Source organism: Thauera sp. DNT-1, from assembly GCF_055393985.1.
In genome coordinates this window covers 1,777,526-1,794,477 of the sequence record NZ_AP043752.1, presented here as the reverse complement: position 1 = coordinate 1,794,477, position 16,952 = coordinate 1,777,526, and the positions used below count along the sequence as shown (strand labels likewise).

The 16,952-nt window shown below is 66.5% G+C and carries 25 protein-coding genes; 24 read left to right on the top strand and 1 reads right to left on the bottom strand.

The features are described from left to right. The first annotated feature begins 4 nt into the window (after positions 1 to 4). The 19 genes from rplN to galE all read left to right on the top strand — a co-directional run bounded on the left by rplN (position 5) and on the right by galE (position 9,786). Entirely contained in the window at positions 5 to 373 is a 369-nt protein-coding gene (gene rplN, locus ACZ5PP_RS08290; RefSeq protein WP_004298438.1) for a 50S ribosomal protein L14, read from the top strand. Positions 374 to 384: 11 nt separating this feature from the next. Beyond that, positions 385 to 702, top strand: coding sequence for a 50S ribosomal protein L24 (gene rplX, locus ACZ5PP_RS08285; protein ID WP_464826949.1), 318 nt, complete (start codon positions 385 to 387; stop codon positions 700 to 702). A 9-nt stretch (positions 703 to 711) separates the two neighbouring features. Next, entirely contained in the window at positions 712 to 1,251 is a 540-nt protein-coding gene (gene rplE / locus ACZ5PP_RS08280; protein WP_004298440.1) for a 50S ribosomal protein L5, read from the top strand. A gap of 7 nt (positions 1,252 to 1,258) precedes the next feature. After that, positions 1,259 to 1,564, top strand: a complete 306-nt coding sequence (gene rpsN, locus ACZ5PP_RS08275) for a 30S ribosomal protein S14 (RefSeq protein WP_004298442.1) — start codon at positions 1,259 to 1,261, stop codon at positions 1,562 to 1,564. 13 nt (positions 1,565 to 1,577) lie between these two features. Next, positions 1,578 to 1,973 carry a 30S ribosomal protein S8 gene (gene rpsH / locus ACZ5PP_RS08270; RefSeq protein ID WP_004298444.1) on the top strand — a complete coding sequence of 132 codons (396 nt, stop codon included), beginning with the start codon at positions 1,578 to 1,580 and terminating at the stop codon, positions 1,971 to 1,973. Positions 1,974 to 1,983: 10 nt separating this feature from the next. Further along, positions 1,984 to 2,517 (top strand): 50S ribosomal protein L6, encoded by a 534-nt coding sequence (gene rplF / locus ACZ5PP_RS08265; RefSeq protein ID WP_004298446.1) that lies wholly within the window; start codon positions 1,984 to 1,986, stop codon positions 2,515 to 2,517. An 11-nt stretch (positions 2,518 to 2,528) separates the two neighbouring features. Then, a complete protein-coding gene (gene rplR, locus ACZ5PP_RS08260; protein ID WP_004298448.1) occupies positions 2,529 to 2,882 on the top strand; it encodes a 50S ribosomal protein L18 in 354 nt (117 codons plus the stop codon). A 12-nt stretch (positions 2,883 to 2,894) separates the two neighbouring features. Continuing rightward, on the top strand, positions 2,895 to 3,419 hold the full coding sequence (gene rpsE / locus ACZ5PP_RS08255; RefSeq protein ID WP_004298449.1) for a 30S ribosomal protein S5: 525 nt from the start codon (positions 2,895 to 2,897) through the stop codon (positions 3,417 to 3,419). Between the two features lie 3 nt (positions 3,420 to 3,422). Then, positions 3,423 to 3,605, top strand: a complete 183-nt coding sequence (gene rpmD / locus ACZ5PP_RS08250) for a 50S ribosomal protein L30 (RefSeq protein WP_004298452.1) — start codon at positions 3,423 to 3,425, stop codon at positions 3,603 to 3,605. Position 3,606: 1 nt separating this feature from the next. After that, positions 3,607 to 4,044 (top strand): 50S ribosomal protein L15, encoded by a 438-nt coding sequence (gene rplO, locus ACZ5PP_RS08245; protein ID WP_004298455.1) that lies wholly within the window; start codon positions 3,607 to 3,609, stop codon positions 4,042 to 4,044. 15 nt (positions 4,045 to 4,059) lie between these two features. After that, positions 4,060 to 5,385 carry a preprotein translocase subunit SecY gene (secY, locus tag ACZ5PP_RS08240; protein WP_004298456.1) on the top strand — a complete coding sequence of 442 codons (1,326 nt, stop codon included), beginning with the start codon at positions 4,060 to 4,062 and terminating at the stop codon, positions 5,383 to 5,385. A 4-nt stretch (positions 5,386 to 5,389) separates the two neighbouring features. Continuing rightward, a complete protein-coding gene (infA, locus tag ACZ5PP_RS08235) occupies positions 5,390 to 5,608 on the top strand; it encodes a translation initiation factor IF-1 (RefSeq protein WP_004298457.1) in 219 nt (72 codons plus the stop codon). A gap of 25 nt (positions 5,609 to 5,633) precedes the next feature. After that, the gene (gene rpmJ / locus ACZ5PP_RS08230) at positions 5,634 to 5,747 is read left to right on the top strand and encodes a 50S ribosomal protein L36 (protein WP_002931619.1); all 114 of its coding nucleotides are present in this window, start codon (positions 5,634 to 5,636) and stop codon (positions 5,745 to 5,747) included. A gap of 53 nt (positions 5,748 to 5,800) precedes the next feature. Beyond that, positions 5,801 to 6,163: a 30S ribosomal protein S13 gene (rpsM, locus tag ACZ5PP_RS08225; protein WP_004298460.1), complete on the top strand. Its 363-nt coding sequence runs from the start codon at positions 5,801 to 5,803 to the stop codon at positions 6,161 to 6,163. A 12-nt stretch (positions 6,164 to 6,175) separates the two neighbouring features. Beyond that, positions 6,176 to 6,565 carry a 30S ribosomal protein S11 gene (gene rpsK, locus ACZ5PP_RS08220; protein WP_002931621.1) on the top strand — a complete coding sequence of 130 codons (390 nt, stop codon included), beginning with the start codon at positions 6,176 to 6,178 and terminating at the stop codon, positions 6,563 to 6,565. A gap of 14 nt (positions 6,566 to 6,579) precedes the next feature. Beyond that, a complete protein-coding gene (rpsD, locus tag ACZ5PP_RS08215) occupies positions 6,580 to 7,209 on the top strand; it encodes a 30S ribosomal protein S4 (RefSeq protein ID WP_004298462.1) in 630 nt (209 codons plus the stop codon). A gap of 39 nt (positions 7,210 to 7,248) precedes the next feature. After that, complete coding sequence (locus tag ACZ5PP_RS08210) at positions 7,249 to 8,229, top strand: DNA-directed RNA polymerase subunit alpha (protein ID WP_004298464.1); 981 nt, start codon at positions 7,249 to 7,251, stop codon at positions 8,227 to 8,229. Positions 8,230 to 8,254: 25 nt separating this feature from the next. Then, a complete protein-coding gene (gene rplQ / locus ACZ5PP_RS08205) occupies positions 8,255 to 8,653 on the top strand; it encodes a 50S ribosomal protein L17 (RefSeq protein ID WP_004298465.1) in 399 nt (132 codons plus the stop codon). Between the two features lie 110 nt (positions 8,654 to 8,763). Then, a complete protein-coding gene (galE, locus tag ACZ5PP_RS08200; protein ID WP_004298467.1) occupies positions 8,764 to 9,786 on the top strand; it encodes a UDP-glucose 4-epimerase GalE in 1,023 nt (340 codons plus the stop codon). Positions 9,787 to 9,856: 70 nt separating this feature from the next. Here the strand turns inward: galE and uvrA are convergent, their stop codons facing one another. After that, positions 9,857 to 12,679, bottom strand: a complete 2,823-nt coding sequence (gene uvrA, locus ACZ5PP_RS08195; protein WP_004298470.1) for an excinuclease ABC subunit UvrA — start codon at positions 12,677 to 12,679, stop codon at positions 9,857 to 9,859. 149 nt (positions 12,680 to 12,828) lie between these two features. On the opposite strand from uvrA, the gene ACZ5PP_RS08190 reads away from it, so the two are divergent. From ACZ5PP_RS08190 to ACZ5PP_RS08170, 5 genes are all read left to right on the top strand, one after another. Then, positions 12,829 to 14,010 (top strand): MFS transporter, encoded by a 1,182-nt coding sequence (locus ACZ5PP_RS08190; RefSeq protein WP_004298472.1) that lies wholly within the window; start codon positions 12,829 to 12,831, stop codon positions 14,008 to 14,010. 69 nt (positions 14,011 to 14,079) lie between these two features. Continuing rightward, entirely contained in the window at positions 14,080 to 14,583 is a 504-nt protein-coding gene (gene ssb / locus ACZ5PP_RS08185; protein WP_012585914.1) for a single-stranded DNA-binding protein, read from the top strand. A gap of 116 nt (positions 14,584 to 14,699) precedes the next feature. Then, on the top strand, positions 14,700 to 15,662 hold the full coding sequence (locus tag ACZ5PP_RS08180; RefSeq protein ID WP_004298475.1) for an MBL fold metallo-hydrolase: 963 nt from the start codon (positions 14,700 to 14,702) through the stop codon (positions 15,660 to 15,662). Between the two features lie 7 nt (positions 15,663 to 15,669). Beyond that, positions 15,670 to 16,494 carry a tRNA threonylcarbamoyladenosine dehydratase gene (locus ACZ5PP_RS08175; RefSeq protein ID WP_012585913.1) on the top strand — a complete coding sequence of 275 codons (825 nt, stop codon included), beginning with the start codon at positions 15,670 to 15,672 and terminating at the stop codon, positions 16,492 to 16,494. Then, on the top strand, positions 16,491 to 16,877 hold the full coding sequence (locus ACZ5PP_RS08170; protein WP_004298480.1) for a sirohydrochlorin chelatase: 387 nt from the start codon (positions 16,491 to 16,493) through the stop codon (positions 16,875 to 16,877). The genes ACZ5PP_RS08175 and ACZ5PP_RS08170 overlap by 4 nt, the downstream gene beginning before the upstream one ends. The last annotated feature ends 75 nt before the right edge of the window (positions 16,878 to 16,952 follow it).

The window sequence follows — 16,952 nt, the reverse complement described above, 5'->3', positions numbered from 1 at the left end:
TTTCATGATTCAAATGCAGTCCAAGCTGGACGTGGCCGATAACTCCGGCGCGCGCTCGGTGATGTGCATCAAGGTCCTGGGTGGTTCTAAGCGTCGCTATGCCGGCGTTGGCGACATCATCAAGGTGACCGTGAAGGATGCCGCTCCGCGTGGTCGTGCCAAGAAAGGCGACGTCTACAACGCGGTCGTCGTTCGCACCGCCAAGGGCGTTCGTCGTCCCGACGGTTCGCTGATCAAGTTCGACAGCAATGCGGCCGTGCTTCTGAACAACAAGCTCGAGCCGATCGGCACCCGTATCTTCGGGCCGGTCACGCGAGAGCTGCGCACCGAGCGGTTCATGAAGATCGTCTCGCTGGCGCCCGAAGTGCTCTGAGGAGTCCAGAGATGAACAAGATCCGCAAGGGTGACGAAGTTTTGGTGCTGACGGGCAAGGATCGTGGTCGTCGCGGCACCGTGCTGCGCCGCGTCGATGACGAGCGCGTCGTGGTCGAAGGCGTGAAACGGGTTAAGAAGCACGTGCGCCCGAATCCGCTGAAGGGTGAAGTGGGTGGCATCGTCGAGAAGGAGATGCCGATCCATGTGTCGAACGTCGCGCTGTTCAATCCCGCCACCCAGAAGGGTGATCGTGTCGGGATCAAGACGCTTGAAGACGGCCGCAAGGTCCGTTTCTTCAAGTCGAACGGCGAGCTGGTGAACGCCTAAGGAGTGACGATGGCTCGCTTGCAACAGGTTTACAAGGACGAAGTTGCGCCGGCGCTGCAGCAGCAGTTCGGCTACAAGTCCGTCATGGAAGTGCCGCGCATCACCAAGATCACCCTCAACATGGGTGTCGGTGAGGCTGTCGGCGACAAGAAGATTCTCGAGCACGCCATTGGCGACATGACCAAGATCGCGGGTCAGAAGCCGGTTTCGACCAAGGCGCGCAAGTCGATCGCGGGTTTCAAGATCCGTGACGGCTATCCGATCGGCTGCATGGTGACCCTGCGTGGTCCGCGCATGTTCGAATTCCTCGATCGCCTCATCACGATCGCGCTGCCGCGCGTTCGCGACTTCCGCGGTATCGCTGCCAAGGGTTTCGACGGTCGTGGCAACTACAACCTCGGCGTGAAAGAGCAGATCATCTTCCCCGAGATCGAGTACGACAAGATCGACGCGCTGCGCGGGATGAACATCAGCATCACGACGACGGCCAAGACCGACGAGGAAGCCCGTGCTCTCCTCGGTGCGTTCAAGTTCCCGTTCAAGAATTGAGGGTGATATGGCGAAACTCGCTCTGATCAACCGCGAAGCGAAGCGTGCGATGCTGGTGGAGAAGTATGCCTCCAAGCGCGCGGCTCTGATCGCGAAGGTCAAGGACACCAGTCTGTCCGAAGAAGAACGCATGGCTGCCCGCCTGGCCCTGCAGCAACTGCCGCGCAATGCTAACCCGACTCGCCAGCGCAACCGCTGCGCGCTGACCGGTCGCCCGCGTGGTGTCTTCCGCAAGTTCGGTCTGTGCCGCAACAAGCTGCGCGAGATCGCTTTCCGCGGCGAAGTGCCTGGCATGACCAAGGCGAGCTGGTAAGGAGAATTCGAAGATGAGTATGTCCGATCCGATCGCCGACATGCTGACGCGCATCCGCAACGGCCAGCAGGCCCAGAAGGCTTCGGTGTCGATGCCTTCGTCCAAGCTGAAGGTTGCGATCGCCAAGGTGTTGCAGGACGAGGGTTACATCGACGGCTTCGCCGTCCGTGACGAGGCTGGCAAGGCTTCGCTCGACGTCACCCTCAAGTATTACGCCGGTCGTCCGGTCATCGAGCGCCTGGAGCGCGTGAGCCGTCCCGGCCTGCGCATCTACAAGGGTAGCGACGATCTGCCGCGCGTGATGAACGGCCTCGGCGTGGCTATCGTTTCCACGCCGCGTGGCGTGATGACCGACCGCTCGGCGCGTGCGAACCGCGTCGGTGGCGAAGTCATCTGCCTCGTCGCCTAAGGGGGATACGATGTCTCGTGTAGCCAAGAATCCGGTGGCGATCCCGCAGGGCGTGGAAGTGATGATTTCCGACGCCGAGATCGCAGTGAAGGGGCCTCTGGGTACCCTGCGCCAGCCGCTGAGCGGCGAGGTCAGCGTGGTCCGCGAAGGTGACGCGGTGGTGTGCAAGGCGCGTGAGGGCGCCGAGAACGCCCGTGCCATGTCCGGCACCGTGCGCGCTCTGGTGAATAACATGGTGACGGGCGTGACCAAGGGCTTCGAGCGCAAGCTCACCCTGGTCGGCGTGGGTTATCGCGCGCAGGCTCAGGGCGACAAGCTCAACCTGTCGCTCGGTTTCTCTCACCCGGTGGTTCACCAGATGCCGGAAGGCGTGAAGGTCGAGACGCCGACCCAGACCGAGATCGTGATCAGGGGTTCCGACAAGCAGAAGGTCGGCCAGGTCGCTGCCGAGGTGCGTGCCTACCGCGCTCCCGAGCCCTATAAGGGCAAGGGCGTCCGTTACTCGGACGAGGTGGTGGTGCTCAAGGAAACCAAGAAGAAGTAAGGCGGTTCGTCATGAACAAGAAAGAAACTCGTCTTCGCCGTGCGCGCAAAACTCGCGCCAAGATTGCGGAGCTCAAGGCGGTTCGCCTGACGGTGTTCCGGTCCAACTGCCACATCTACGCCCAGATCATCTCCGGTTGCGGTTCCCGCGTGCTCGCGGCGGCTTCCACCGTGGAGCCGGACGTCCGTGCCCAGGTCGCCAACGGCGGCAACAAGGCCGCGGCCGAAGCGGTCGGCAAGCTGATTGCCGAACGCGCCAAGGCTGCCGGCGTCGAGCAGGTGTCCTTCGACCGCTCGGGCTTCCTGTATCACGGCCGCGTGAAGGCGCTGGCCGAGGCCGCCCGCGAAGGCGGTCTCAAGTTCTAAGCGAGGAATCGTATGGCCAAGCAGCAAACCAAACGTGCGCAAGCCTCCGACGAGCGCGATGACGGCCTGAAGGAAAAGATGGTCGCGATCAATCGCGTGACCAAGGTCGTCAAGGGCGGTCGTATCCTCGGCTTCGCCGCGCTGACCGTGGTCGGTGACGGCGACGGTGCGATCGGCATGGGCAAGGGCAAGTCCCGCGAAGTGCCGGTGGCGGTGCAGAAGGCGATGGATGAAGCGCGTCGCAAGATGCGCAAGGTCTCGCTCAAGAACGGCACCCTTCAGCATACCGTGATGGGCAAGCATGGCGCCGCTTCGGTGCTCATGCAACCCGCTCCGGCCGGTACCGGCATCATCGCCGGCGGTCCGATGCGCGCCGTGTTCGAAGTCATGGGCGTTACCGACGTGATCTGCAAGTGCATCGGTTCGGCCAATCCGTACAACGTCGTCCGTGCCACGATCAACGGCCTGATGGCGATCAACACCCCGGCGGAAATCGCTGCGAAACGCGGCAAGTCCGTCGAAGAGATCCTGGGGTAAGAGATGTCGGACAAGAAAATCAAGGTGACGCTCGTCAAGAGCGTGATCGGCACCAAGCAGTCCCACCGCGCCACCGTGCGCGGCCTCGGTCTGCGTCGGCTCAACCATTCGGTCGAGCTGGCGGATACCCCCGAGGTGCGCGGGATGATCAACAAGGTGTCCTACCTGGTCAAGTGCGAGGGTTGAAATGCGCCTGAATAGCATCAAGCCCGGTGAGGGTTCGAAGAAGGAAGCGCGCCGAGTCGGCCGTGGCATCGGCAGCGGCCTGGGCAAGACCTGCGGCCGCGGCCACAAGGGTCAGAAGTCCCGCGCCGGTGGCTTTCACAAGGTCGGCTTCGAGGGCGGTCAGATGCCGCTGCAGCGCCGTCTGCCGAAGCGTGGATTCGTGTCGCTGACGCGAGCCCGCAACGTCGAGGTACGCCTGTCCGAGCTCGACAAGCTGCCGGTCGATGAAGTCGATCTGCTGACGCTGAAACAGGCCGGGGTGATCGCCGCCGACGCGCTGTCGGCGAAGGTCGTGCTGTCCGGTTCGATCAGCCGCAAGGTGGTTCTGCGCGGCGTCGGCGCCACCCAGGGTGCGAAGGCGGCGATCGAAGCCGCTGGCGGCTCCGTGGCGGCCGAGTAACAAAAGGAAACGGTTGTGGCGAATCCTGCTGCCACGCTGGGAAGCCCCGGACGGTTCGGTGATCTCAAGCGACGCCTGCTGTTCCTGGTGGGCGCGCTGATCGTTTATCGGATTGGTGCGCATATCCCGGTTCCGGGAATCGACCCGCAGGGGCTGGCCGAGCTGTTCCAGTCCCAGCAGGGTGGCATCCTGGGCGTGTTCAACCTGTTCTCGGGCGGTGCGCTGTCGCGCTTCACCATCTTTGCGCTGGGCATCATGCCCTACATCTCTGCGTCCATCATCATGCAGTTGATGACCGTGGCGGTGCCTTCGCTGGAGGCGCTAAAGAAGGAAGGCGAGGCGGGGCGACGCAAGATCACGCAATACACACGCTATGGAACCCTTGTGCTCGCGCTTGCGCAGGCGCTGGGGATCGCGATCGCGCTGGAAGGACAGGCTGGCCTGGTGCTCGAGCCGGGACTGATGTTCCGCTTCGTGACGGTGGCGACCTTGGTGACCGGGACAATGTTCCTGATGTGGCTGGGTGAGCAGATCACCGAGCGAGGCATCGGCAACGGCATCTCGATGATCATCTTCGCAGGCATCATTGCCGGCTTGCCGGCTGCGATCGGTGGCTTGTTCGAACTGGTGCGGACCGGTGCCATGCATCCCTTCACCGCGCTCTTCATCTGCATCCTCGTGGTGCTGGTGACGGCTTTCGTCGTGTTCGTCGAGCGTGGCCAACGCAAGATCCTGGTGAACTACGCGAAGCGGCAAGTCGGGAACAAGGTGTATGGGGGGCAAAGCTCGCATCTGCCGTTGAAGTTGAACATGTCGGGCGTGATCCCGCCGATCTTTGCATCGAGCATCATCCTGTTTCCGGCGACGCTGGGGCAGTGGTTCGGTTCCTCGGAGGGCATGTACTGGTTGCGCGACATCGCATCCACACTGTCTCCCGGTCAGCCGATCTATGTGATGTTGTATGCGGTGGCGATTGTGTTCTTCTGCTTCTTCTACACGGCGCTGGTGTTCAATGCCCGCGAAACGGCGGACAACCTGAAGAAGAGCGGGGCCTTTGTGCCCGGGATCCGTCCCGGCGACCAAACCGCGCGCTATATCGACAAGATTCTCATGCGGCTGACGCTGGCCGGGGCGATCTACATCACCCTCGTCTGCCTGCTGCCGGAGTTCCTGATCCTGAAGTGGAACGTACCGTTCTATTTCGGCGGCACCTCGCTGCTGATCCTCGTGGTGGTCACGATGGACTTCATGGCCCAGGTCCAGGCGTTCGTGATGTCGCACCAATACGAGAGTCTGCTGAAAAAGGCGAATTTCAAGGGGGCGGGTCTGCCCGGCAGGTGAGCGCATGACGAAGGAAGATGTCATCGAGATGCAAGGTGAGGTCACTGAGAACCTTCCCAATGCAACGTTCCGCGTCAGGCTCGAAAACGGTCACATGGTCCTTGGACACATCTCCGGAAAGATGCGGATGCACTACATCCGGATCCTCCCCGGGGACAAGGTGACCGTGCAGCTCACCCCCTATGACCTGACCAAGGGCCGGATCGTTTTCCGGACCAAGTGAAGCTTAAAGAAACAGGAGCAAGACCATGAGAGTCCAGGCCTCAGTCAAGCGGCTCTGCCGCAACTGCAAGATCATCCGCCGCAAGGGTGTGGTTCGCGTCATTTGCAGCGATCCGCGGCACAAGCAACGCCAGGGTTGATCTACTCGACCGCAGGCATTAGAATTTAACGTTTTTCGTTTCGGGGTATACGGATGGCCCGTATTGCTGGGGTAAACATTCCCAATCACAAGCATGCCGAGATCGCGCTGACCGCCATCTATGGGATCGGCCGTTCGCGTGCTCAGAAGATTTGCGACGCTGCCGGCATCGTTCGCTCGGTGAAGATCAAGGATCTCACCGAGTCCGACATGGAGAAGCTGCGTGATGAAGTCGCGCGCTTCGTGGTCGAAGGCGACCTGCGTCGTGAAGTCACGATGAACATCAAGCGACTGATGGACCTGGGCTGCTACCGCGGCGTCCGTCACCGTCGTGGCCTGCCGCTTCGCGGTCAGCGCACCCGCACCAATGCCCGTACCCGCAAGGGTCCGCGCAAGCCGATCGCCGGCAAGAAGTAATAGGATCCGATAATGGCTAAGACTGGAACCAAGGTTCGCAAGAAGGTCAAGAAGAACGTCGCCGAAGGTATCGCGCACGTTCACGCGAGCTTCAACAACACCATCATCACCATCACCGACCGCCAGGGCAACGCCCTGTCGTGGGCGACTTCGGGTGGCGCCGGCTTCAAGGGTTCGCGCAAGAGCACGCCGTTTGCCGCGCAGGTTGCGGCCGAAGCTGCGGGCAAGGTGGCGCAGGAATGTGGCATCAAGAATCTCGAGGTTCGCATCAAGGGCCCCGGCCCGGGCCGCGAATCCTCGGTTCGTGCGCTCAATGCGCTGGGGATCAAGATTTCCAGCATCACGGACATCACCCCCATTCCGCACAACGGCTGCCGTCCGCCGAAAAAGCGCCGTATCTGACAAGGAGTTGATAAGTGGCTCGTAATCTCGATCCCAAGTGCCGTCAGTGCCGTCGCGAAGGCGAAAAGCTGTTTCTGAAGGGCGAAAAGTGCTTTACCGACAAGTGCTCCATCGAGCGTCGCGCCTACGCGCCCGGCCAGCATGGCCAGCGCTCCGGCCAGCGCCTGTCGGGCTACGGCGTCCAGCTGCGTGAGAAGCAGAAGATCCGCCGCATCTACGGCGTGCTCGAGCGCCAGTTCCGCAAGGTGTATGCCGAAGCCGACCGCCGCCGCGGCCAGACCGGCGAGAATCTTCTGCAGCTGCTCGAAGGTCGCCTGGATGCCGTCGCGTATCGCATGGGCTTCGGTGCCTCGCGTGCAGAGGCGCGCCAGGTGGTGCGTCACAACGGCGTGCTGGTCAATGGCAAGCGCGTCAACATTCCGTCGTATGTGGTTCGTCCGGGCGACGTGGTGGAGCTGACTGAGCGTGCGCGTGGTCATCTGCGCGTCAAGGCCGCCCTCGAGGCCGCCGAGTCGCGTGGCTTCCCCGAGTGGCTCGAGGTGGACGCGAAGGCCGGCAAGGGCACGTTCAAGGCCTATCCGGTGCGCAGCGAACTGCCCCCGACGATCAACGAAGGCCTGGTCGTGGAACTGTACTCCCGCTGAGCGGGGGGCTGATCCTCTTCTAGTTCCGAGGAAATGCTGATGCAAAGCAATGCACTGCTGAAACCGCGCATCATCGACGTCCAGAGCACCTCGCCCGTTCAGGCGCGGGTGACGATGGAGCCGTTCGAGCGCGGTTTCGGTCACACGCTGGGGAATGCGCTTCGGCGCATCCTCCTGTCGTCGCTTCCCGGCCATGCGCCGACCGAAGTGACGATCGAAGGGGTGCTTCACGAGTACTCCACGCTCGACGGCGTCCGCGAGGACATCGTCGATCTGCTGCTCAACCTGAAGGGCGTGGTGTTCAAGCTCAACGGGCGCAGCGAGGTCACCGTCCGTCTCGCCAAGGCAGGCGAGGGTGTGGTGACTGCGGCCGACATCGAGGTCGGTCACGACGTCGAGATCATCAATCCCGACCACGTGATCGCCCACCTCGCGCCGGGCGGCAAGCTCGACATGCAGATCAAGGTCGAGGAAGGCCGCGGCTACGTGCCGGGCAATTCGCGTCCCGAGAACGCGGAGAGCAAGTCCATCGGTCGCGTCGTGCTCGATGCCTCCTTCGGTCCCGTGCGTCGCGTCAGCTACCTTGTCGAGAGCGCTCGCGTCGAGCAGCGTACCGACCTGGATCGCCTGATCATCGACATCGAGACCAACGGTGCGGTCGACCCGGAAGAGGCGATTCGCTACGCCGCCCGGGTTCTCATGGACCAGCTTTCCGTGTTCGCCGACCTCGAGGGGACGGCACCGGAGCGCGTCGAGGCGGCTTCGCCGACCATCGACCCGGTGCTGCTGCGCCCGGTCGACGATCTGGAGCTCACGGTGCGCTCGGCCAACTGCCTGAAGGCCGAGAACATCTACTACATCGGCGACCTGATCCAGCGTACCGAGACCGAGCTGCTGAAGACCCCGAACCTGGGCCGCAAGTCGCTCAACGAGATCAAGGAAGTGTTGGCCTCCCGCGGGCTGACGCTTGGCATGAAACTGGAAAACTGGCCGCCGGCCGGGCTTGAAAAGCTCGGTTGAGTCGCCGGGCAAGTGAGGAATTGAAATGCGTCACCGTAATGGTCTTCGCAAGCTGAACCGTACCAGCAGCCACCGCCAGGCGATGTTCCGCAACATGGCCAACTCGCTGCTGCGTCATGAGCTGATCAAGACGACCCTTCCGAAGGCGAAGGAACTTCGCCGCGTGGTCGAGCCGATGATCACCCTGGGCAAGAAGCCCAGCCTCTCCAACCGCCGCCTGGCCTTCAACCGCCTGCGCGATCGCGACATGGTCGTCAAGCTCTTCGACGAGCTGGGTCCGCGCTACGCCACCCGCAACGGCGGCTACCTGCGCATCCTGAAGTGTGGTTTCCGCGATGGCGACAACGCCCCGATGGCCTACGTCGAGTTGCTCGACCGTCCGGACGTGGAAGCGGTGGAAGTCGAGGAAGCCGAGGCCGCGTGAAACGCGCGACTCGTACGAAGAACCGGGCTCAGGCCCGGTTTTTTTTCGCCTGTGCGTGCTAGGGTCGAGCGCAGCGCGCCCGCGGGCGGACAGGACAGGAGGATGGAACGATGGCAGTGACCTTGGTGACCGGCGGTGCGGGCTACATCGGCTCGCATACCTGCGTCGAGTTGCTCGGCGCCGGGCAGGACGTGGTGGTGGTGGACGACCTCTCCAACGCGTCCTTCGAGGCGGTGCGGCGGATCGAAGAGCTCGGAGGCAAGCCGCTGACCGGCTTCGTGGAGGGCGACGTGCGGGACCATGGCGTGCTCGCGCGGGTCTTCGGCGAGCACGAGGTGGCGGCGGTGATCCACTTTGCCGCCAAGAAGGCCGTGGGCGAGTCGGTGTCCCAACCGCTGGCCTATTACGACAACAACCTGCATGGACTGCTGTCGGTGCTGCAGGCCATGGACGCAGCGGGATGCCGGCGCATGGTGTTCAGTTCGTCGGCGACGGTGTATGGCGACCCGGCCTCGGTGCCGATCCGCGAGGATTTCCCGACTACGGCGACCAATCCTTACGGCTGGACCAAGCTCATGGGCGAGCAGATCCTGCGTGATCTCGCCGCCTCGGATCCACGCTGGAACGTGGTGCTGCTGCGTTACTTCAACCCTGTCGGGGCACACGCGAGCGGTCGGATCGGCGAGGATCCCGACGGCCTGCCCAACAACCTGATGCCTTTCGTCAGTCAGGTCGCGGTCGGCCGCCTGCCGCGCTTGCGCGTTTTCGGCGACGACTACGCGACGCCGGACGGAACCGGGGTGCGCGACTACATCCACGTGGTCGACCTGGCGCTCGGCCATTTGCGCGCGCTCGAGCGCATCGACGAACTCCCCGGCGTGACGACGCTCAACCTCGGCACCGGGCGCGGCTACAGCGTGCTGGAGATGGTGCGCGCCTTCGAGGCGGCGAGCGGGCGACCGGTCCCCTACGACATCGTCGCGCGCCGTCCGGGCGATATCGCCGCGTGCTGGGCGGACCCTGCGCGCGCCGAGCAGGTGCTCGGCTGGAAGGCGCAACGAGACCTGCAGGCGATGTGCGTGGATGCGTGGCGCTGGCAGAGCGGCAACCCGCAGGGCTACGAAGCCGGTTGAGTAACTCGCGGCGCACCGCTCGGGCGCCGCAAAGGGGCGCGGAAGCCCGGTGGGGTGGATCGGCCGGGGCTCAGCCCCCGAGCACCCTGCGCAGGTGCAGGCCGGTATGACTCGCCGGATGCGCGGCGACCTCTTCGGGCGTGCCGCAGCACACCACCATGCCGCCACCGCCGCCGCCCTCCGGGCCCATGTCGATCAGCCAGTCGGCGGTCTTGATCACGTCGAGATTGTGCTCGATCACGATGATCGTGTTGCCGTGCGCGCGCAAGCGCTGCAGCACTGCGATCAGCATCTCGATATCCTGGAAATGCAGGCCGGTGGTCGGCTCGTCGAGGATGTACAGGGTGCGCCCGGTATCGCGGCGCGACAGCTCGAGCGCGAGCTTGACGCGCTGCGCCTCGCCGCCCGACAGGGTGGTGGCGCTCTGGCCGAGGCGGATGTAGCCCAGGCCGACGTCCATCAGCGTCTCCAGTTTGCGCGCCACGTTCGGCACCGCGGAGAAGAAACCCAGGGCCTGCTCGACGGTCATCCCCAGCACCTCGTCGATCGTCCGCCCCTTGTAGCGGATCTCGAGGGTCTCGCGGTTGTAGCGGCGACCGTGGCAGACGTCGCAGGGCACGTACATGTCGGGCAGGAAGTGCATCTCCACCCTGACCAGGCCGTCGCCCTGGCAGGCCTCGCAACGCCCGCCGCGCACGTTGAACGAGAAGCGCCCCGGACTGTAGCCGCGCGCGCGGGCCTCGGGCACGCCGGCGAAGAGCTCGCGGATCGGGGTCAGCAGGCCGGTGTAGGTCGCCGGGTTGGAGCGTGGGGTGCGCCCGATCGGCGACTGATCGACGTCGATCAGCTTGTCGAAGTGCTGCAGGCCCTCGATCGCATCGTGTGGCGCGGGCTCGGTGGCGGCACCGTTGAGCCGGTGGGCCGCGACGCGTGCCAGGGTGTCGTTGATCAGCGTCGACTTTCCCGAGCCCGACACCCCGGTGATGCAGGTGAGGAGCCCCACCGGCAGCGACACCTCCACCGTCTTCAGGTTGTTGCCGCGCGCGCCGACGATGCGCAGCTGGCGCTCCGGGTCGGGGCGCGTGCGCTGCGCCGGGATTGCAATGCTGCGCCGGCCGGAGAGGTAGTCGCCCGTGACCGAACGCGGTGAGGCGATGACCTCGTCCGGCGTGCCGTGCGCCACCACCTCGCCACCGTGCTCGCCCGCGCCCGGGCCCATGTCCACCAGATAGTCGGCGCTGCGCATGGCGTCCTCGTCGTGTTCGACCACGATCACCGTGTTGCCGAGGTCGCGCAGGCGCGCGAGCGTGGCCAGCAGGCGGTCGTTGTCGCGCTGGTGCAGGCCGATCGAAGGCTCGTCGAGCACGTACATCACCCCGGTCAGACCCGAGCCGATCTGGCTCGCCAGGCGGATGCGCTGCGCTTCGCCGCCCGAGAGGGTGTCGGCGGAGCGGTCGAGCGAGAGGTAGTCGAGGCCCACGTCGATCAGGAAGCCGAGGCGGTCGGCGATCTCGCGCACGATGCGCTCGGCCACCTGGGCGCGCGCGCCGGCGAGTTGCAGCGTGGCGAAGAAAGTGCGGCACTCGCCGAGCGGCATGTGGCCGACCTCGTGCAGCGCCCGCCCGCCGACGAGCACGTGGCGCGCCTCGCTGCGCAGGCGGGTGCCGTGGCAAGCGGGGCAGGGGCGGGTGGCGCGGTACTTCGACAGCTCCTCTCGCACCGCGACCGCGTCGGTCTCGCGCAGGCGGCGCTCCAGGTTGGGGAGGATGCCCTCGAAGGGATGCTCCTTGAGCACCATGCGGCCGTTGTCGGCCATGTAGCGAAAGGCGATCTTCGTCCGCCCCGATCCATCGAGCACGATCTCGCGCACGCGCGCCGGCAGATCCTGCCAGGGCGTCTCGATGTCGAAGGCGTAGTGCGCCGCGAGGCTCGCCAGCATCTGGAAATAGAACTGGTTGCGCCGGTCCCAGCCGCGGATCGCGCCCGAGGCCAGCGACAGCTCGGGATGGACCACGACGCGTGCGGGATCGAAGAACTCGACCTCGCCCAGCCCGTCGCACTTCGGGCAGGCGCCCGCCGGGTTGTTGAAGGAGAACAGGCGCGGCTCGAGCTCGGCGAGCGCGAAGGCGCACACCGGGCAGGCGAAGCGCGCGGAGAACAGGTGTGCGCGACCCGAGTCCATCTCCACCGCGAGCGCGCGCCCGTCGGCGTGGGTCAGCGCGGTCTCGAAGGACTCCGCGAGGCGGCCGCGCAGATCGGTGCGCACCTTGACGCGGTCGATCACGACCTCGACGTCGTGGCGGCGCCCCTTCTCGAGCGGGGGCAGGGCGTCGAGCTCCATCACCTCGCCGTCGACGCGCACGCGCACGAAACCCTGCGCGCGCAGATCGGCGAACAGGTCGCCCTGCTCGCCCTTGCGCCCGGCCACCACCGGGGCGAGGATCATCAGCTTCGTGTCCTCGGGCAGTGCCAGCACGTGGTCCACCATCTGCGCCACGCTCTGCGCCTCGAGCGCGTGCTGCGGATGGTCGGGGCAGTGCGGCGTGCCGGCACGCGCGTAGAGCAGGCGCAGGTAATCGTGGATCTCGGTGACCGTGCCGACGGTGGAGCGCGGGTTGTGGCTGGTCGCCTTCTGCTCGATCGCGATCGCCGGCGACAAGCCCTCGATCAGATCGACGTCGGGCTTTTCCATCAGCTGCAGGAACTGGCGGGCGTAGGCCGACAGCGACTCGACGTAGCGGCGCTGGCCCTCGGCGTAGAGGGTGTCGAAGGCGAGCGAGGACTTGCCCGAGCCCGACAGGCCGGTGATCACGGTCAGCCGGTTGCGCGGCAGGTCGAGGCTGACGTTCCTGAGGTTGTGGGTGCGGGCACCGCGGATGCGGATCTGGTCCATGGCTGCGAGCAGGGAAAGGCGAGCTGCCCAATATACGCCGGGAAGCCGCCGCAAGGCCAAGGCGGTCCGCGCAGCGCGGGGCGGGATGGTAGAATCGCGGTCTTTCTCGAAGCCGGTTCCTCCGTATGTCCGTTCCCGCACGCGACCCCATGACGCGCGAAGAACGCCGCGCCGGCATGGGCCTGGCGGCGATCTTCGCGCTGCGCATGCTCGGCCTGTTCCTGATCCTGCCGGTGTTCGCGGTGCACGCCGCCACCATCCCCGGGGGCGGCGACCTCACCTTGGTGGGCCTGGCGATCGGCGCCTACGGCCTCACCCAGGCCTGCCTGCAGATCGCCTACGGCGCCGCCTCCGACCGCTTCGGCCGCAAGCCGGTGATCGTCTTCGGCCTGGTGCTGTTCGTGCTCGGCAGCGTGGTCGCGGCGCTCGCCGACGGCATCCACATGATCATCGTCGGCCGCGTGCTGCAGGGTGCGGGGGCGATCTCCGCCGCGGTCACCGCGCTCGCCGCCGACCTCACCCGCGACCAGCACCGCACCAAGGTCATGGCGATGATCGGCTCCTCGATCGGCCTGGTGTTCGCGCTCTCGATGGTGGCGGCACCGCTGCTCTACGCCGCCGTCGGCATGGATGGCATCTTCTGGCTCACCGCCGTGCTTGCCGCGGGTGCGATCGGGGTTCTGCTGTGGGCGGTGCCGGTCGCTCCGCCGGTGCCGCGCGCCACCGGCCGGCTCATCGACGTGCTGCGCGACGGCCAGCTCATGCGGCTCAACTTCGGCGTGTTCGCGCTCCACCTCATCCAGACCACGATGTGGGTGATGGTGCCCTCGGCCCTGGTCTCCGGCGGCGGCCTGCCGGTGCCCGAGCACTGGAAGGTCTACCTGCCGGCGGTGCTGCTGTCCTTCGTGGTCATGGTGCCGGCGGTGATCGTCGCCGAGCGCCACGACAAGCTCAAGCCGGTGTTCAATGCCGCCATCGTCCTGCTCGCCGTCGTGCAGATCGGGCTGTGGCTTTTCGGTGACGGATTGATACCATTGGCATTGTTGCTGACGCTCTTCTTTATCTCCTTCAACGTGCTCGAGGCCACCCAACCGTCGTGGATCTCGCGTATCGCGCCGCCCGGCTCCAAGGGCACGGCGCTGGGCGTCTACAACACCCTGCAGTCGATCGGCCTGTTCCTCGGCGGCGTGCTCGGCGGCTGGCTGGGGCAGACCTTCGGCCCGGCCGCGGTGAGCCTGTCGTGCGCGGCGCTCGCGCTGCTCTGGCTCGCACTGGCGAGCACGATGAATCCCCCGCCGCTGCGCGCGGCTCCGGCCGGCGCGCCGCGCTGAGCCCGGCTTCACCATACTCACCGCCGGCACGCCCGACGCGGCCGGCAAACGCATGCAAAGGAGATCCGGATGGCATCCGTCAATAAAGTGATCCTGATCGGCAACCTCGGCGCCGATCCGGAAAGCCGCTTCGCCCCCTCCGGCGACGCGATCTGCAACATCCGCCTGGCCACCACCGAGACCTGGCGGGACAAGAACACCGGCGAGCGCCGCGAGGCCACCGAATGGCACCGCGTCGCCTTCTTCGGCAAGCTCGCCGAGATCGCCGGCCAGTACCTGCGCAAGGGCAGCCAGGTGTACATCGAGGGCAGCCTGCGCACGCGCAAGTGGCAGGACCAGAGCGGCCAGGACCGCTACACCACCGAGATCCGCGCCGACGAGATGAAGATGCTCGGCCGCCGCGAAGGCGGCGATGCGCCGATGCGCGGCGGCGAGGGCGGTGGCTGGGATGCCGGCGCCCAATCCGCGCCGGCCCGCCAGCCCGCAGCCCCCGCGCAGCGCACGCAGCCGCAGTCGGCGCCGCCGCAGCAGTCGGGCGGCTTCGGCGACTTCGACGACGACATTCCGTTCTGACGGATGCCTGGAGCGCGTCCTGCGCTCCGCCGACTGCCGGGCGGGCGACGCGACGCGTACGCTCGCCCGTTTCACATCGACAGGCGCGGCAGCGAACCGGCCATTCGGGAGGAACAATGAAGGACCTGATCCACTACGGCGACGGCGTGCATGCGATCGACTCCGGCTACGGCCGGCCGCAGCTCGCCGCCATCCACGTGATCGTGCAGGACGGGCGCGCCGCCATCGTCGATAGCGCGAGCAACGCCTCGGTGCCGCGCATCCTCGGTGCGCTCGCCGCGCTCGACATCGCCCCCGAGGCGGTGGACTGGGTGCTGCTGACCCACATCCACCTCGACCACGCCGGCGGTGCCGGCAGCCTGATGTGCGCGCTGCCGCAGGCGAGGCTGCTGGTGCATCCGCGCGGTCTGCGCCACATGATCGACCCGGGCAAGCTGTGGGAGGCCACCTGCGCGGTGTATGGCCCGGAGCGCGCCTTCGACCTGTATGGCCAGCTCGTGCCGGTGCCGGCCGAGCGCATCGTGCCGGCCACCGACGGCCTCGAAATCCATGTAGGCAGCCGCATGCTGCGGGTGTTCGACACCCCGGGCCACGCCCGCCACCACATCTGCATCTGGGACTCGGTCGCGCGTGCCTTCTTCACCGGCGACACCTTCGGCCTGTCTTACCGCGAACTCGACGTGGATGGCCGCGCCTTCGTGGTGCCGACCACCACGCCGACGCAGTTCGACCCCGAGGGCATGCACGCCTCGATCGATCGCATGCTGGCGATGCGGCCGCAGGCGATGTACCTGACGCACTACAGCCGCGTCGGTGAGGTCGATCGCCTCGGTGCCGACCTGCACCGCCTGATCGACACCATGCTCGCGGTGGCTGAGGCCGCGCGCGGCGACGGCGTCGCCCGTCACGTCGAGATCGTCGCCGGGCTGGAGCAGATCTTCCGCGAGGAGGCCGCGCGCCAGAACTGGGCGCTCGGCGAGGAGGAGACGCTCGAGCTGCTGCGCATGGACCTCGAGCTCAACGCCCAGGGCCTGGGGGTGTGGCTGGACAGCCGCCAGACTGGCGCCACCGGTGCCTGAGCCTGCCATGACTTCGGCCACGACCGACCGTGCGCGCCGGTTCGGCGGCATCGACCGTCTTTACGGCGAGGGCGCGGCCGCGCGCCTCGCGGGCGCGCACGCCTGCGTGATCGGCATCGGCGGCGTCGGCTCGTGGGCCGCCGAGGCGCTCGCGCGCAGCGGGGTGGGGCGGCTGACCCTGATCGACCTCGACCATGTCGCCGAATCCAACATCAACCGCCAGGCCCATGCGCTCGAGGACACCCTCGGCATGGCCAAGGTGAGCGCCATGGCGACGCGCATCGCAGGTATCGACCCGGCCTGCCGGGTGGACACGATCGAGGATTTCCTCACCCCGGAGAACGCCGCCGAGTTGCTGCACGGCTTCGATCTGGTGATCGATGCGATCGACAACGTGCGCGCCAAGGTCGCGATCGCGGTGACCTGCAGGGAGCGCCGCATCCCCTTGGTGATGGCGGGTGGGGCCGGCGGCAAGCGCGACCCTGCGCGCATCGGCATGGACGACCTCGCGCGTACGCTGCAGGATCCGCTTCTCGCCAAGGTGCGCGCTCGCCTGCGCAAGGAGCACGGCTTCCCACGCGACCCGAAGAAGAAATTCGGCATCGAGGCGGTGTTCTCCACCGAACCCTTGCACTTTCCCGCGGTCGATGCCTGCGACGCGGCCCATCCCGGCGCCGCGTCCGCCCCCCAGGGGCTGGCGTGCGCCGGCTACGGCTCGAGCATGGCGGTGACCGCCAGCGTCGGCCTGCTGTGTGCGGCGCGCGCACTCGAACACCTGCTGCGTCAGGCCGATGCGCCTGCGCGCGACGCTACCCCGGAGCCTTCTGCATGAACGCAGCCAATCCGTCCGCTTCCGCCATCGTCCTCTTCGGCCACGGCGCCCGCGACCCCGAGTGGGCCGGGCCGATGCGGCGCATCCGCGATGCGGCGCTCGCCCGCCCGGGGGCGCCGCGCGTCGAACTCGCCTTCCTCGAGTTCATGTCCCCGACCCTGCCCGAGGCGATCGCCGCGCTCGCCGCCGAGGGCGCGCACAAAGTGGCCGTGGTGCCGATCTTCCTTGCCCAGGGCGGCCACCTCAAGCGCGATCTGCCGGTGTTGCTGGAGGAGGCGCGCGCCGCCCACCCCGGCTGCGAGATCACCCTCGCGACCGCCGCGGGCGAGGCCGACCCGGTGGTCGCCGCGATGGCCGACTACGCGCTCGGCTGCCTGGGCTGAGGCCCGACCCGACGGCGCGCGCAATCCGCGGCGCTGCCGCGGTGTCGGCGGGATGGTGAGCCGCGTCGCTCCTGC